The organism is Streptococcus sp. SPS1 (genome assembly GCF_030439915.1).
In the GTDB taxonomy this organism is placed as follows: Bacteria; Bacillota; Bacilli; order Lactobacillales; family Streptococcaceae; genus Streptococcus.
This window is the reverse complement of record NZ_JAQFJG010000002.1, coordinates 227,770-243,658: the sequence shown is the minus strand read 5'-3', so window position 1 is coordinate 243,658 and position 15,889 is coordinate 227,770. Positions and strand designations below refer to the sequence as shown.

Here is a 15,889-nt window from a genome sequence, read left to right as displayed (position 1 = left end):
TCTTGATTTCGGCTTTTGCTTTGGTCTTCTCATTGTCAGAAAGCTTGTTGTTATTCGTAATCTCAGTTTCTTTGGCAGTTTGTTTAGCCGTTACGGCTTGCTTCGCGAGTTCTTTTCCGACTGGGTTGACTTTACCAATCTCTGTGACGCCATCGCCCTTCGCTTTGTTAACGCCTGCTTGATCCGCCGCGTTCTTAATCGCTTCTTTAGCCTTGTCCGCTGCTGACTTAGTCGCCTCTTTAGCCTTCTGTTTCTCGGCTGGAGACAAATCTTGGTTGTTATCAATCAGACCATCTTGAGTCCGTTTCTTCTCGTCAATCGCGTTATTAGCTAACTCGCGACCGACTGGGTTGACGCCGTTGATATTTCCCAACCCCCGTGTCAAGGCATCATCCACCTCAATAAAGCTGTTGGCATTGTCAATCTCGCGTTTTGCCTCTCGTGCATAGGTATTAACTTTACCAGTAGCACTATTTTGCTCTACAGACGAAAGGTTTCCATTCTTACCAAGACTATCATTTTTACGTTGTCTCGCTCGCTCTATGTCATCCTTGGCATCATCTTTTGTCTCATTATATGTTCTACTATGCCACTGATTGACAAGGAAAGTCCAGTTCCCAGAGTTTCCTCTCAAACCTACAGCATAGTCAAGTTTTTTGATATCGTTATTCCCTCTAGTCTCGAAAGTTATTTTGTAACTATTGTCATTATCTCCCAGCGAGAAATAATATAAATCCGAACTACTATTATTTATTGTGTGAAATTTTTCGTTTGATTGGTTTTGCATTTCTTGAGGTTCACCTTGTCTCTGATATGGTTGGATCTTTCCCACACCATGACGAGCTAAATCATCAAAGGTTGCTACTGGTAGTTTTTTTGGACTACGTCTTCTATCGATACCGGTATTACTAACTGTTCCTTTAGTCTGATTACTAAATCCTGTTGCAGAGTGTTTTAGAAGGGAAAGTAAATCCCCAGCATTAGAAGATACAGCAGTAGTGCCACCACCTTTGCGAGTAATACTAATACTATCTGAACCTTGCTTATATTCTTGCCCCGAAGGGATCGTAAGCCAAACACCTGTTCCAGGTATTTGTCTATGTCCATTATTTATCTGTAGCTCCCAACGGAAACCATCCTGTGTAGGAGTTACTTTTGCCAGAATATAAGTTTTTGCTTCAGAGACCTTCTTGGTCGAATTGTCGTACCATATTTTATTAGAGTAAAAAACATAGGTGTATCTATCGTAGGTCTTATCCCCCGACTTACCGTCTTCAATGTAACTTTCAAGTCGATCTAATGGATTTGCCGCCCTTGCAGACCTTCCACTATAGTTAGCACTACGAAAGTCAGAGTAGCCACCATCACGTGGTTGAGGAGTTACTCCTTCAACTGTAGTCTCTTCTCCATATTTTTCTTCCAGCACTCCTTCGATCAGGTCTCGGGATTTTTTAAGATCTACCAAAGCAGCATCAAAGTCTTCTTGGTCGATAGTATCTCCCTTAGAGAAGGCTTCATTAAACTTATCAGCAGCTGCTTTTGCTGCTTGGATCTTATCTTCCGACGCTCCGTACCGTCGGAGTTCCTTGGTGATATCCTCCAATTCCTTTTTTAGTCCGTAGACGCCGTTTTCACCTTCTGTCGTATTGGTGTAGGTTGGGAGTTCTCGTGGAGTAGATTGAGAGCTAGCTTCAGGAGCCCTCTCCTTTCCTGCATCAGTTGGACTGACTTGGTTTGCAACTGTTCCAGGCTCGGTCACTCCCCCTCTTTTACGACGCTTTCCACCAGTTGCTTGCTCAGTTGCAGTTCCGTTTGGTTCGACAAGCTTATTATTTGTCGAACCTGCTTCTCCCAAGTCTGTCAATTTTGGTTGCGATGGCTCCAAGACTTGATTAACACGACGAATTAGGTCTTCCATCAGTCTTACTTGCTCATCAACTTGCGCTTGCGTCGCTTTTGGATTTTCTAAGACAGCCTTAGCTGCTGCTAGACCTGCTTCCACTTCATCGTGGAGCGCTTTCATGGAGCTAAGAGTTAGTTTTTCCAACAAAGCTTGCAGATTGCCTTGGGTACTTTTTGCCACTGTCGTATCAGCGGCAGATATAGCCTGGTCTTGCTCTTTTACTGCTCCTCCTTGAGAAGTTTCTTGAGCAGCTGGCTTCGTCTCTGGTTTGGTAGGAGCAAGGCCAGCTGTTTCCTGCCCCTTACTAGCGTCCTCGATTTTAGTCTCTGGAGAGTTTGACTCCCCTGTAGACTGGAGCTCAGCCGACGGTTCAGTCTGAGAGACCTTCTCTGGCTCTTCCCCATCTGAGTCCTGCTTATCCTCATCTGGTGTTCCAGCAGATCCAGCAACTACATCACTGGCTGTTGCCGAAGATACTGCAGGTGCCTGCGCTTGCACCCCATTTGCAAAGAACATCAGAGCCGCAACCGCAACGCTAGCAGCCCCAAAATGGTATTTACGAATGGAATAACGGAAAATTTTCTCTCCATTACCATCATTCTTTTTCTTAAACATAAGTGAATCCTTTCCTCGCCTGAGAGCTTCCCCGAGCTTAGAAAGCGCGCAAAAAGCCGACAGACAATAATACATCAATCATATACTAACATTTCTGACATACAAATCAACCCCCTCTCTGACAAGATAGAGTCAGGAAAGACAAGGAAAAAGCGACATTATATATATATATATATGCGCATACAAATAAAACCTTTTGACACCACCTTCTTTTTACATAGAGAAACAGCAGTTATGATATGTTTATCCATGCACAACATCTTCTGTACTAATATTACAATATTGTTTCATTTTGATTACACAATCGTTTCAAAATATATGATAGAAGCCTGAGTATTTTATAGTAATCCCCTCTCTATCAGCTAGATAAACCCGTTGAGTGTTACACCCTAGCCTATTATCAGCATTTCCTAGCCGCTAGGACGCTCCAAACCACCTATTCTAAGTCCATCACTAGCTTGGTCAGTAAGATACCTACGGCAAGGCGACGCTGATGTGGTTTGAAGAGATTTTGGAAGAGTATAAAAACCACCTGAAGCAAATCAAGTGTAAGCGCCCAATAACGAAGCATAGTATATTGAAACTAGAATAGTACGTATTGACTTCTAAAATATTGCTAGAAATTAATTTGACTGTCCTGATTAATTTGTCCTGTTTTTATTTCATTTCACTATAGTATTACTTCAATCTGTCGTTCTCTCTTTCTAGCGACCGACCTCAAGGGATAAGTCGTACCACAAGAAAAAGCCTAGATAACTAGACTTTTTTAGCTTATTCTACCGTTACTGACTTGGCAAGGTTACGTGGTTTGTCCACATCGAGGCCACGGTGGAGGGTTGCAAAGTAAGCGACCAATTGTGTTGGTACGACCATTGAGATTGGTGAGAGGTAAGGGTGGACGGTCGTAAGAACGATGTCGTCTGTATCTTTGGCTACATTTTCTTCTGCGATAGTGAGAACCTTGGCACCACGGGCTGCGACCTCTTGGATATTTCCACGAGTATGGTTGGCAAGGACTGGATCTGACAAGAGTGCCAAGACAGGTGTTCCTTCTTCAATCAAGGCAATAGTTCCATGCTTGAGTTCTCCTGCCGCAAAGCCTTCACACTGGATGTAAGAAATCTCTTTGAGTTTAAGGCTTGCTTCCATAGCTACGTAGTAATCTTGACCACGTCCGATGTAAAAGGCATTACGAGTTGTTTCAAGAAGATCACGAACCTTGGCTTCAATGTCTTCTTTCTCTGAAAGAGTTGATTCGATAGACTGAGCTACGATTGACAACTCATGAACCAAATCAAAGGCCTGCGCTTTGGCATTGCCATTTGCTTCTCCGACTGCTTTTGCTAGGAAGGCAAGGGCTGCGATTTGCGCTGTATAAGCCTTAGTTGATGCCACGGCAATTTCAGGACCTGCATGAAGAAGCATGGTATGGTTAGCTTCACGTGAAAGAGTTGAACCTGTGACATTTGTCACTGTCAAACTTGGGATTCCCATTTCATTAGCCTTAACCAAAACCTGACGACTATCCGCTGTTTCACCAGATTGGCTGATAAAGATGAAGAGTGGTTTCTTGCTGAGAAGTGGCATACCGTAGCCCCACTCAGATGAGATTCCAAGTTCAACTGGTGTATCTGTCAATTCTTCCAGCATCTTCTTAGAAGCAAATCCTGCGTGGTAAGATGTTCCAGCTGCAAGGATGTAGATACGGTCTGCGTCTTGAACAGACTGGATGATAGCTGGATCTACCACTACTTGACCAGCTTCATCTGTGTAGGCTTGGATGAGTTTACGCATAACAGTTGGTTGCTCATCAATTTCCTTGAGCATGTAGTAAGGATAAGTTCCCTTACCGATATCTGACAAATCAAGCTCCGCAGTGTAGCTAGCACGTTCACGACTGTTGCCATCATAGTCTTGAACTTCCACGCTATCAGCCTTGACGATTACCAGCTCTTGGTCATGAATTTCCATATATTGGTTGGTCTCACGAATCATAGCCATAGCATCTGAGCAGACCATGTTATAGCCTTCTCCAAGACCAATCAAAAGTGGTGATTTATTTTTAGCTACGTAGACGACTTCAGGATTTTGTGAGTCAACCAAGGCAAAAGCATAAGAACCACGGATGATGTGAAGGGCTTTTTTGAAGGCTTCAAGAACTGACAAACCGTCTTCTTCCGCAAATTTTCCAATCAAGTGAACGGCGATTTCCGTATCTGTTTGCCCTTTGAAGTGGTGACCTGCAAGGTATTCTTCCTTGATTTCAAGGTAGTTCTCAATGACCCCATTGTGAACCAAGACAAAACGTTCTGTCTCAGAGCGGTGTGGGTGAGCATTGTCCTCAGTTGGTTTCCCGTGAGTTGCCCAACGAGTATGTCCGATACCAGTTGTTCCCTCAACACCAGCTGTCTTAGCAGACAATTCTGCGATACGACCAACAGCCTTGACTAGATGGTTTTCAGCACCACCTAGGACAAAAATCCCCGCAGAATCATAGCCACGGTATTCGAGCTTTTCAAGCCCTTGAATCAAAATATCAGTTGCATTTGTGTTTCCAACAACACCAACAATTCCACACATAGTATATACGACACAGACCAGCTGTGCTTTCTCCTTAAAATTGGTATAGTCTGATTTCTCTTTTATAGAACCAGCAAAAACAGTATATACTTGTTTCTTTCACTTGTCAAGAGTAAAAATTGGTATAGTTCAAATTAAGCTCCTATAAGCAAAAAAACTCTGACCAATTAGGTTAATCAGTCAGAGTCCTTTTTAAAATCCATTATTATCGCTTAATTCCTTGAACCAGTGCCCTGATTTCTTCAGACGACCCTTCTTCTAACTCAGCCAAGCCATAAAGAGGCTGGGTAAAAAGGCTTCAAAATTATAAAAACGCATTATGTCAGGTGTACACAACCTTGATATGATGCCTTTTACCATGGAAAGATTTACTGAATTTTCTCCTCAAATTGAGTTTTGCCTAGCCTCTGTTTTTCTTCTGATTATAGTTTTTATTTCTTGCTGAGGATTTCAAGCGTTTCAAGCACGTTATCTGCATGAACTTCGATGGTGTCACCAGTCGCTTTAATCTTGACTTCTACGATGCCATCGGCTGCTTTCTTCCCAACAGTGATACGGATTGGCAATCCAATCAAGTCACTATCGCTAAATTTCACTCCGACACGTTCGTTACGGTCATCTGTCAAGACTTCATAACCAGCTCCCATCAAGCTTGCTTCAAGCTTTTCTGTCAAGGCTTGCGCTTCTTCGTCCTTGACATTGACAGTAATCAAATGCACATCAAATGGTGCCAATTCTTTAGGGAAGTTGATGCCCCATGCGTAACGGTATTCACCTTTTGGCGTTTTGTTAACAAAGAGGCGAGCGTGTTGCTCCATCACTGCTGAAAGTAGACGACTGACACCGATACCGTAACATCCCATGATAATTGGCACAGCACGGCCATTTTCATCCAAAACATCTGCTCCCATGCTTGCTGAATAGCGAGTGCCGAGTTTGAAGATGTGACCAATTTCGATACCACGCGCAAAGTTCAAAACACCTTGTCCGTCTGGTGAAATCTCACCCTCACGCACTTCACGAATATCCACATATTCTGCTGTGAAGTCACGACCTGGGTTCACACCAGTCAAGTGGTAGCCATCTTCGTTAGCACCGACAACTGCATTGCGAACATCTTGCACCTTACGGTCTGCAATGATTTTAACATTCTCTGGCAAACCAACTGGTCCAAGTGAACCGAATCCTGCTTGAACAAGATTCGCCACTTCTTCTTCACTTGCAACGTCAAAGAAATCTGCTCCCAAGTGGTTTTTCAACTTGACTTCGTTGAGTTGGTCATTTCCAACTAGAAGGGCTGCAACAAGCTCACCATCTGCCATGTAGAAGAGGGTTTTAATTGTTTGTTCTTCTGGAACATTGAGGAAGGCTGCAACTTCATCAATTGATTTAACATCTGGAGTTGCAACACGAGTCACTTCTTCTTCAGCGACAACACGGTTGCTTGGTTTGTACTCGTTTGTTGCCATTTCCAAGTTGGCCGCATAGCTAGATTCACTTGAGTAAGCAATGGTATCTTCACCAGAAACCATCCATTTGAGCAATTCTGCCTTGATTTCTTCTTGTACTTCTGCAGGAATTTCGTCAAATGAGGCAACTGACTTGTCCAAGACAACCCAGCGATCAAGGTCTGTACGAGCAGGTGTAATGGCCATAAATTCTTGGCTGTCCTTACCACCCATGGCTCCACCGTCACCGATGATAGCCTTGAAATCTAAGCCACTACGAGTGAAAATTCGCTCATAAGCAGCCTTGTACTCATCATAAACACTGTCCAAGCTATCATAGTTAGCGTGGAAGCTATAAGCATCCTTCATGATAAACTCACGTGTACGAAGAAGTCCATTACGTGGGCGTTTTTCATCACGATACTTAGGTTGGATTTGGTAAAGGTTGAGTGGCAATTGCTTGTAAGACTTAACAGAATCGCGGACAATAGCTGTAAAGGTTTCTTCGTGAGTTGGACCTAGGATAAAGTCTGATTTTTCACGGTTTTTTAGTTTGTAAAGGTCCTCACCATAAGTTTCGTAACGACCTGATTCGCGCCACAATTCTGCACTGAGGAGGGCAGGAGCCAACATCTCAACGGCACCAATCTTATCGAATTCTTGGCGCATGATGTTTTTAGCTTTTTCAATCACACGGTTGGCAAGTGGTAGGTAAGAATAAACACCTGCTGAGACTTGACGAACATAACCAGCACGCAACATAAGAGCATGGCTGATAACTTGAGCATCGCTTGGCATTTCGCGAAGCGTTGGGATAGGCATTTTACTTTGTTTCATAATATTCCTCGATTATCTAAAAAAGAGTCGCATGATGTCATTCCAGGTCACAGCTAGCATCAAGACAACCATGATGACTACTCCAGCCAAGGTGACATAGGTTTCAATTTCTTGTTTCAATGGTTTGCGGCGGATAGCTTCTAGGATATTGAGCACAATCTTCCCACCATCCAGAGCTGGAATCGGAATAAGATTAAAAATCCCGATATTGATGGAAATCATTGCCAAGAAGTACAAGACATTCTCAATTCCATTTTTAGCAGCATCACTACTTGCCTTAAAGATAGCAACAGGTCCACCTAGCTTGTTCAAATCCGGTTGGAAAATCAAATTTTTCAGAGCTGATAAAATTCGTAGGGCCGAGTCAGCAGCAGTTGTAAAACCACCTACAAACATGGATAGAAAATCTGACTTAATCCCCGGTTGAACACCTAGAAGGTAACGGCCTTGACTTTCTTCCGGAGTAACCGTAACTTGTTTGTCACTACCCTTTTCAAAAATAGTCACATCCAAGGTCGGTGCCGTCTTATCTTTGGTTTCTGTTTCCACAGCCTGAATCAAACTTTCCCAGTTGCTAATCTCATGTGAGCCAATCTTGGTAATCTGTGCCGTTTCTGGTACTCCTACCTTAGCCAAGGCCCCTTGGGGCATAATATGGAACTGGTTGGTATCGACATCTCTGACTCCACCCTGCATGAAGATTAAAATCCAGAAAACAACGACACCTAAGATAAAGTTGTTCATAGGACCTGCAAAGTTGGTAATCAGTTTCCCCCAGATAGTCGCATTTTGATATTGAACATCCAAGGGAGCAATCCGAACCTCAGTACCATCTGCTTCCACAACCGTTGCATCGTGATCTACTGCAAATGTTTTTTCTTCTTCCAGAACCAAGCCCTTGATAAAGAGCTTATCTTCAAAATCAAACTGGGTCACCTGCATAGGGAGGGCTGTTTGATCTAATTTTTTACCTGAAAGATTGATGCGTTTAACCTTACCATCATCAGTAAGCGTCAAACTGACAGGAGTTCCTGTCTTGATTTCAGTGGTATCATCACCCCAACCGGCCATACGAACATAGCCACCTAGAGGTAAGATCCGAATGGTATAGGCCGTTCCATCCTTGCCAATATGAGCAAAGATTTTTGGCCCCATACCAATGGCAAATTCACGGACTAGAATCCCTGATTTCTTGGCAAAGTAGAAGTGCCCAAACTCATGCACCACCACAATAATCCCGAAAACCAGAATAAAGGTTAAAATTCCGAGCATAGTATTTCCTCCGTCTTTTGATTAAAAGAGTCCAAATAAGTGCATGATTGGAAATACAAGCAACATACTATCAAAACGATCCAAAACACCACCATGTCCAGGGATAAATTTCCCAGAATCCTTGACACCAAAGTGACGCTTGATCGAACTTTCTAGTAAATCACCAAATTGTCCAGCTATGCTAAAGAAAATAGCAAAGACTGACATCTTGTAAATTCCATACGGAAGAGCGACTGTACTGTCAAACATCATAAAGATAATAGTTACTAAAATAGCACCTAAAATACCACCTAAAGCACCCTCAAAGGTTTTATTTGGAGAAACTATCGGAGCTAATTTTCGTTTCCCATAGTTCATCCCAACAAGATAGGCACCACTGTCGGTCGCCCAGACAATACACAAGGCCAAAAGCGCCTTATCTAAACCTGCAACACGAGCATCTAGTAAAGCATTAAATCCAAAGCCAACATAGAAACTCATAGCAAGCGGGAAAACAGCATCCTCAATCGTATAAGACTTGCTAAAAACAGTCGTTCCTAACATGATTGAAATCAACACACTATAAGCAACCACATTTCCATCAACTGGCAAAAAAGTCAGGTAATTCTCCAAGGGAATGGTTAAGGCAAAGGTTGCAAAGAGGGTTAAGAGGCCCTCCATGGTCATGGTCTCTAGACCTCTCATCTTCAAAAGTTCATGCATGGCTAGCATGGCTATGATTCCGATTGCTATCTGCAACAAGAGTCCCCCAATCATCAAAATTGGTAGGAAAATAGCCAGGGCAATTCCTGCAAACAAGGTTCTTTTCTGTAAATCCTGTGTCATATTTCCTCCTAAACTCCCCCAAATCGGCGATGACGACGATTGTAGGCAAGAATGGCTTCCTGCAAGGCCGCCTCGTCAAAATCAGGCCACAAGGTATCTGTAAAATAGAGTTCACTGTAGGCTCCCTGCCATGGAAGGAAATTACTCAAACGCAATTCTCCACTAGTACGGATAATCAAGTCTGGCTCTCGTAACTCCTTAGGTAAATGCTGGGTGAAGAGATAATTACCAATCAATTCCTCTGTGATGTCACCTGGGTTGATTTTGGCATCTAAAACATCTTGAGAAATCAATTTAAGAGCCTGTGTAATCTCAGCACGTCCACCATAGTTGAGGGCAAAATTAAGAATCAAACCGGTGTTGTTCTTAGTCAATTCCTCAGCCTTGGTTAAAGCTTCAAAGGTTGGCTTAGGCAGGCGGTCCGTTTCCCCAATCATTTGAATCTTAACATTATTCGCATGCAATTCCGGGACATAATTATCATAAAACTCTACTGGTAAGTTCATGATAAACTTGACTTCCTGATCTGGACGGGTCCAATTTTCCGTAGAAAAAGCATAGACTGTAATAACCTTAACGCCTAGTTTGTTGGCTGCCTTGGTCACAGTTTGCAATGCTTCCATGCCCGCCTTGTGTCCGAAGACTCGCGGTTGCATACGTTTTTTAGCCCAACGGCCATTGCCATCCATGATGATGCCGATATGAGCAGGAACCTGTGTCGGAACCTCTACTTCCACAGCCTTATCTTTCTTAAAAAATCCAAACATGATCTTATTCCTATTCAAAAATCTATCGTTTCATTATACCATATTTCCTCATTTTCTTCTATCACTAAGCTATTTATACTCTTCGAAAATCTCTTCAAACCACGTCAGCTCTATCTGCAACCTCAAAACAGTGTTTTGAGCAACCTTCGGCTAGCTTCCTAGTTTGCACTTTGATTTTCATTGAGTATTATTCTCAGGCACCAAGCTCATTTTTCAAAAAAATAAGCCACCTGATTAGGCGACTCTATTTTTTATAGGGAGATTATTATGAAAAAGTTTTAGGAGTTTAAGTTAAGGTCTTCTTAACTTATGAACTCAGTATACACTTCCTAGCTTAAAGTTTCCTTAAGTATTTTTAAAAATCAAATTTTTCCATTTCTCCTGCCAATTTTTCTTGGATAGACGTGTTTGATAAAGTTCCATTCGGTCTTGATTCTCTAAAAAATGAGGAGTTGGACGAACTTGAAAATTCAAAATATCCTCCAAACCGTAAGGTACATAGAGCTCAAAATCCGATTCTTCATTCAAGCGCAGTCCAACTGCCGTACACCGTTCTGGATACTTGCTCATTGCATCACAAGAGTGGCTATAGGGAGCAGTATGAGGGCTGTGCTGGTGCATATAGACTTGATTTTTCAATTCCCACTGGTACTGAGGAAAATCCTCTCGCAGTTTTTTCTCTAGGGACAAGGTTTCCTCATAAGAAATATCTGGATCAAAGAAAATGACATCTACATCTGTTTCACAATCAAAAGGGGATTTGTCTGACAAGAGATTCCAGATAAAATTTCTGACAGAACCTGCTGCCAGCCAGGAATCTGTCAACTCCAGATTTCGGATGATAGTCAGAATAGCCATCATATCTGAATTTTTTCTAAAAGCCTCTAGAATTTCTTGCTTATTTTTCATTGTACTCATACCCCAAATGATCATATGCCTTAGCAGTCGCCACCCGTCCAGAACGTGTCCGCATGATAAAACCTTTTTGAATCAAGTAAGGCTCATACATGTCTTCGACAGTCTCGCGCTCCTCGGCAATATTAACAGAAAGAGTTCCTAAGCCGACAGGGCCACCACCGTACATCTCAATCATGGTCCGGAGAATTTTTTGGTCCACATAGTCCAAACCTTCATGGTCAACATCCAGCATAGTCAAAGCCTTATCGGTAATAAGATCATCGATCACCCCATTCCCCATTATCTGGGCAAAATCGCGCACGCGCTTGAGGAGACGATTGGCAATACGAGGGGTCCCACGGCTACGTAGGGCCAACTCAGATGCTGCCTCATGGGTGATTTCCATCTCAAAAATATCTGCCGTCCGCTCAACAATTTCTGTCAAGTCAGCATGAGCATAATACTCCATATGCCCCGTAATCCCAAAACGTGCTCGTAGTGGATTTGAGAGCATACCAGCCCGAGTCGTCGCACCAATCAAGGTAAAAGGTGGCAACTCCAAATGAACACTGCGACTGCCTTCACCAGCACCAATCATGATATCAATGTAGAAGTCCTCCATAGCACTATAAAGCACCTCTTCCACTGACATGGGCAAGCGATGAATCTCATCAATAAAGAGAACATCCCCAGGCTCTAAGTCATTCAAAATCGCTACCAGATCACCAGCCTTTTCAATGACTGGACCCGAAGTCTGCTTGAGATTGACACCTAGTTCGTTGGCAATAACAAAAGCCATGGTCGTTTTTCCCAAACCTGGAGGTCCAAATAAGAGGACATGATCCAGCGCTTCATCCCTCATTTTGGCAGCTTCGATAAAGATTTGGAGCTGGTCCTTGACCTTATCCTGTCCAATATATTCACGTAAGTACTGAGGACGGAGCGTGCGTTCTACTAACTCCTCGTCCCCTATTATCTCATTGTCTAAAATTCTACTCATGGCTCTATTATATCAAAAATCCAAGCCACAAACAAAAAAGCCACTGGATTGTGCCTCCCGAGTCTAGCCCTTATGTGGTATAATATTGTTCGGCACTGCTACACCGCCTACGAAAGGAGGTGAGATAGCCCATGATGGAACTAATCCTTAAAACTATCATCGGACCAATTGTGGTCGGTGTTGTTCTTCGCTTAGTCGATAAATGGCTAAACAAAGATAGATAGTGTCAAAAAAGACCCCAAGCTTAATGTGGAAGTTAGCTTGGGGTCTTTTCTAGTCCATGATATAGAACTAATCCTTAATTCCTCTCCATTATCCCATAGTTCACAAAATTTGTCAAAACTTTACATCCTCAGCTTCTCAAGCTTTAACCGCTTTACAACAAAACGGTCAAGATTAAGAGAAAGTTAGAGATTCTATCAATTTCATAGAAATTTTGATTTAGTAAACGAAGAGACAATCTTATATGTCACTCCTCATTTAATACGCCACTACTGGACAAGCAAAATCATTATTACAGCAGTTTCAGTCCTTCAATTAACAGTCGCTTACAATCAAATTGAGTTTGAAGTAGCTGAAGTAACAACAAACCTATTTTTTAGTCATATTTCCTAAAAAAGTCCCCGACAATTCCCCGACCAAAATCCGAAAAATACCGAAAAATATCGAAAAATTATTTTTAGAATAGTCCCAAAAAGCCTGAAATAGAGCCAAAAAACTCCACCTGATTGGGTGGAGTTAAGGGAGATTATTATGAAAAAGAAAAGTTTAGGATTTTATTAAATAAAGTTAGGAGGTCTTTATTTAATAACTATATGATACAAGACAAAGCTTAAAACTAGCTTAACTTTTCTCAAATTTTACTATTATGCAAAAAATTTCTATCACTAGTACCTCACCTCACAAAAAGCCACCTGATTGGGTGACTTCATTAGGAGATTATGATGAAAAAAGTTTTAGGATTTCATTAAATAAAGTTAGGAGGTCTTTATTTAATGATTATATAATACTAGACCAGCCTTAAATTTTGCTTAAGAAAAAACAAGTTTTGTTATTTTTCTCGATTCTCCCAAGTCATCCCTATACAATTATAGGTGGATAAGATTTCAAAGCCCATAGAACGATAGAATCCCAAGGTTCTTTCTGTCTGGCCTGTCACCAGCTGGACTTGATAGGCATCTTTGTAATCCTCTAAAGCCTCTTTCATCAAGGAACTACCAATCCCTCGGCACTGATAGATTGGTAAAACGATTAAATCCTGAACCAGTACTGATGAAAAACCATCTCCAACCAAACGAATCAAGCCCACCACAGCATCACCATCAAGTGCCAGATAAATTACTAATGAATGAGACAAGGATTGCTCCAGCATCTGAGGTTTATTTGTATAATTTGTCCAACCGACAGCCTGATAGAGATGCAAAACATCCTCGAGCTTGACGATTTCTTGCTTTCTAATGGTTATCATGTCATCACCTCTTATAATTCTCTCAAGCTCTTGTACTGTCGTCCATTTTTATCAAAATTTTCAGGACGCAACCATATTTCCAAACGAGCTTTGACTTTTGGCCAGTCCTTATCAATCATAGACAACCAATCCGTATCCCTCGTACGCCCCTTATAAACCACTGCCTGACGGAAGGTTCCTTCGTAGACAAATCCCAAACGCTCCGCAGCTCGTCTTGATGGCATGTTAAGAGCATCGCATTTCCATTCATAGCGACGATAGTTAAGCTCCTCAAAGACATAGCAAGCCAAGAGATACTGGGCTTCTGTCCCTATCCGTGTCCCCCTGAGTTTTGGAGAAAAAGTGACAGCTCCCACTTCTATTGCTCGGTTATTCTGATCAATGCGCATGAGGGAAAAAGTTCCCAAAGCCTTACCAGTCGCCTTGTCTATGATTGCATAGTAAAAACGGTCCTTACGAGCCAACATCTGATTTAAAAGGGTAACCAGCTCCTCCATATCTGCTACTGGCTCCTGAAAAAGGTAGGTTCACATCTCCTGAGGCGTATCAGGCCCATAAACAGCTAGCAAATCCTCCGCATGCTTTTCTACCGAGAGAGCCTCTATCCTAGCATAACGCCCTTCTAAGAAATCAATAGCAGGCAATTCACCTGGTGTATAACCTTCCATTGACTCACCAATCATCTGACCATATTCATTTACTGGCATAGTATTCTCCTTGTTTCACTTATTGAATATAGTATAACATATCTCAATGAAAATTTTAGGAAACACTTGGTTTTCTATTCAATAATGCAAACTCCTCTTATAAAAATCATCCATCCACTTTATGGAGGAATAATCAAATATGGGAACGAGTGAGGTAATGCCCCTTATGCTTCTCTCTATTTTTTACTGTTTGTATTCAAATTTCTCTTGTTTTAGTGTTTGCTTTTGTAGACTGGACTACCAACCAGAACTGTGTTTTTATCTTAGTTAGGACTATTATAGTACGGTTCAGCACTATCTACAAATTCTTCAGATGTGTATCAAAAAAATTTATCGTAACAAGCCAAGAGTCTACACTTTCTTTCATTAATAAGCGCCAATCTTTTCGATAACGATGATTCGGTTGATAAGCAATCGTCAACATATGCCCTGTTTCATGGTATTTTTTAAACAAAATGGATTCCCCTTTATAATGTGAAATGATATCATCTATCGCGGATGATGCATTCCATATTTCATCAACATCGCTTCCTAGTAATAATAAAGGGGAGGAAATTTTACTCACATCAATCTGAGCCCTACTATCTTCAGGAATATGTTTTCCAAAAAACTTGTTTAACAAATACTCTCCTAACTGAAATTTTTGATAAGGAAGTTCCTTTTGTAAATATGTCCAAGAAGATGAATTAGAATTGAGTTTTCCCTTTATTCCCTCAAATATTACATTTGAGGGGGAATTGAGTACCAAACATTGCACATCTTCCAAAATACTTTGTCCAGCCAGAACAAGCTCTGCTCCTTTAGAGCGACCATATATTCCTATTTTTGTATTATCAACTTGAGGATGATGATATAGAAAATCTTTCGCCTCCTCCAGACATTCTATTGGAATTCGTTCTAAATTTTGGGGTAATCCCTCTAAACCAAAATAAGCTATTGCAAGACAAATATAGCCTCTTGAAGATAAAAGTTGGGCAATATTCTGAGCTTTTTCAATTCTTCCCTCACTACCGCTAACAATAATCACGGCTGGCGCCCTTCTTAACTTTTCATCATAAAATAATCGACCTTGAAAATGCTTGTCATAGATATCTTGATATCTTACTCCCAGATTCATATAACGCCTTACAAAACTTTGCTCCGCGATTACATCTTTTCCCAGCCTGATTTTAATTTCAACACCAAAACAATCTCGTAATGGAATTCTATCAAGAGAACTCGGTAATCTCCTTTTCCTATTCTTCAACGGTTTCGCATTAAAGAATAATCCCATTTCTGAAACTCCTTTATAAGATCCCGAAATAGATGCTGTCTGAGAGGTATCAATCATACCGTCCTGATCAGATAAAAAAATTGCGGTTGATTTCCATATAACATCATGATCTAAAAGCAAGGGAGCATTTATACAGTAATAATCAGACAGGTACATTTCTACACAATACATTGCCCTTGGTTCTAAACCATTAATAGCAATATAAAAAGATTCATCCGCTAAATCTGTTTGTGAAATCAGTTCTATGTTTACAGTCATATCTTCTCCTTTTTGTTAATCCACTTAACAATTATATTT

The 15,889-nt window shown here is 41.5% G+C and carries 11 protein-coding genes and 1 pseudogene; 1 reads left to right on the top strand and 11 read right to left on the bottom strand.

Translation table 11 applies throughout. From position 1 onward, the window contains the following. From PCY12_RS03200 to ruvB, 8 genes are all read right to left on the bottom strand, one after another. Positions 1 to 2,518, bottom strand: a 2,518-nt coding sequence (locus PCY12_RS03200; RefSeq protein ID WP_301351481.1) for a DUF1542 domain-containing protein, incomplete at its 3' end; no start/stop codon positions are given. A 771-nt stretch (positions 2,519 to 3,289) separates the two neighbouring features. Continuing rightward, the gene (gene glmS, locus PCY12_RS03195) at positions 3,290 to 5,098 is read right to left on the bottom strand and encodes a glutamine--fructose-6-phosphate transaminase (isomerizing) (RefSeq protein WP_301351479.1); all 1,809 of its coding nucleotides are present in this window, start codon (positions 5,096 to 5,098) and stop codon (positions 3,290 to 3,292) included. Positions 5,099 to 5,529: 431 nt separating this feature from the next. Then, positions 5,530 to 7,383: a proline--tRNA ligase gene (locus PCY12_RS03190; protein WP_173225195.1), complete on the bottom strand. Its 1,854-nt coding sequence runs from the start codon at positions 7,381 to 7,383 to the stop codon at positions 5,530 to 5,532. 12 nt (positions 7,384 to 7,395) lie between these two features. Next, the gene (rseP, locus tag PCY12_RS03185) at positions 7,396 to 8,655 is read right to left on the bottom strand and encodes an RIP metalloprotease RseP (protein WP_301351477.1); all 1,260 of its coding nucleotides are present in this window, start codon (positions 8,653 to 8,655) and stop codon (positions 7,396 to 7,398) included. A 21-nt stretch (positions 8,656 to 8,676) separates the two neighbouring features. After that, positions 8,677 to 9,480 carry a phosphatidate cytidylyltransferase gene (locus PCY12_RS03180; protein WP_265477427.1) on the bottom strand — a complete coding sequence of 268 codons (804 nt, stop codon included), beginning with the start codon at positions 9,478 to 9,480 and terminating at the stop codon, positions 8,677 to 8,679. A gap of 8 nt (positions 9,481 to 9,488) precedes the next feature. Continuing rightward, complete coding sequence (locus PCY12_RS03175; protein WP_301351475.1) at positions 9,489 to 10,247, bottom strand: isoprenyl transferase; 759 nt, start codon at positions 10,245 to 10,247, stop codon at positions 9,489 to 9,491. Positions 10,248 to 10,592: 345 nt separating this feature from the next. After that, positions 10,593 to 11,165, bottom strand: a complete 573-nt coding sequence (locus PCY12_RS03170; RefSeq protein ID WP_301351473.1) for a nucleotidyltransferase family protein — start codon at positions 11,163 to 11,165, stop codon at positions 10,593 to 10,595. Then, positions 11,146 to 12,144 (bottom strand): Holliday junction branch migration DNA helicase RuvB, encoded by a 999-nt coding sequence (gene ruvB / locus PCY12_RS03165; protein WP_301351471.1) that lies wholly within the window; start codon positions 12,142 to 12,144, stop codon positions 11,146 to 11,148. Before ruvB ends, PCY12_RS03170 begins: the two co-directional genes overlap by 20 nt. Positions 12,145 to 12,275: 131 nt before the next feature. Here ruvB and PCY12_RS03160 point away from each other — a divergent pair, with 131 nt between their 5' ends. After that, the gene (locus PCY12_RS03160; protein ID WP_000970296.1) at positions 12,276 to 12,368 is read left to right on the top strand and encodes a type I toxin-antitoxin system Fst family toxin; all 93 of its coding nucleotides are present in this window, start codon (positions 12,276 to 12,278) and stop codon (positions 12,366 to 12,368) included. An 827-nt stretch (positions 12,369 to 13,195) separates the two neighbouring features. Here the strand turns inward: PCY12_RS03160 and PCY12_RS03155 are convergent. The 3 genes and pseudogenes from PCY12_RS03155 to PCY12_RS03145 all read right to left on the bottom strand — a co-directional run bounded on the left by PCY12_RS03155 (position 13,196) and on the right by PCY12_RS03145 (position 15,850). Continuing rightward, positions 13,196 to 13,612: a GNAT family N-acetyltransferase gene (locus PCY12_RS03155; RefSeq protein ID WP_301351469.1), complete on the bottom strand. Its 417-nt coding sequence runs from the start codon at positions 13,610 to 13,612 to the stop codon at positions 13,196 to 13,198. 11 nt (positions 13,613 to 13,623) lie between these two features. After that, positions 13,624 to 14,319, bottom strand: a pseudogene (locus PCY12_RS03150) (GNAT family N-acetyltransferase). A gap of 298 nt (positions 14,320 to 14,617) precedes the next feature. Beyond that, complete coding sequence (locus PCY12_RS03145; RefSeq protein WP_301351468.1) at positions 14,618 to 15,850, bottom strand: acyl-CoA thioesterase/BAAT N-terminal domain-containing protein; 1,233 nt, start codon at positions 15,848 to 15,850, stop codon at positions 14,618 to 14,620. Between the last annotated feature and the right edge of the window lie 39 nt (positions 15,851 to 15,889).

What these genes read in the sequence shown, in the direction of transcription:
- PCY12_RS03190 (WP_173225195.1), bottom strand. Translation starts at nt 7,383, where the DNA reads ATGAAACAAAGTAAAATGCCTATCCCAACGCTTCGCGAAATGCCAAGC.
- PCY12_RS03145 (WP_301351468.1), bottom strand. Translation starts at nt 15,850, where the DNA reads ATGACTGTAAACATAGAACTGATTTCACAAACAGATTTAGCGGATGAA.
- PCY12_RS03175 (WP_301351475.1), bottom strand. Translation starts at nt 10,247, where the DNA reads ATGTTTGGATTTTTTAAGAAAGATAAGGCTGTGGAAGTAGAGGTTCCG.
- PCY12_RS03170 (WP_301351473.1), bottom strand. Translation starts at nt 11,165, where the DNA reads ATGAGTACAATGAAAAATAAGCAAGAAATTCTAGAGGCTTTTAGAAAA.
- PCY12_RS03180 (WP_265477427.1), bottom strand. Translation starts at nt 9,480, where the DNA reads ATGACACAGGATTTACAGAAAAGAACCTTGTTTGCAGGAATTGCCCTG.
- glmS (WP_301351479.1), bottom strand. Translation starts at nt 5,098, where the DNA reads ATGTGTGGAATTGTTGGTGTTGTTGGAAACACAAATGCAACTGATATT.
- rseP (WP_301351477.1), bottom strand. Translation starts at nt 8,655, where the DNA reads ATGCTCGGAATTTTAACCTTTATTCTGGTTTTCGGGATTATTGTGGTG.
- PCY12_RS03155 (WP_301351469.1), bottom strand. Translation starts at nt 13,612, where the DNA reads ATGATAACCATTAGAAAGCAAGAAATCGTCAAGCTCGAGGATGTTTTG.
- PCY12_RS03160 (WP_000970296.1), top strand. Translation starts at nt 12,276, where the DNA reads ATGATGGAACTAATCCTTAAAACTATCATCGGACCAATTGTGGTCGGT.
- ruvB (WP_301351471.1), bottom strand. Translation starts at nt 12,144, where the DNA reads ATGAGTAGAATTTTAGACAATGAGATAATAGGGGACGAGGAGTTAGTA.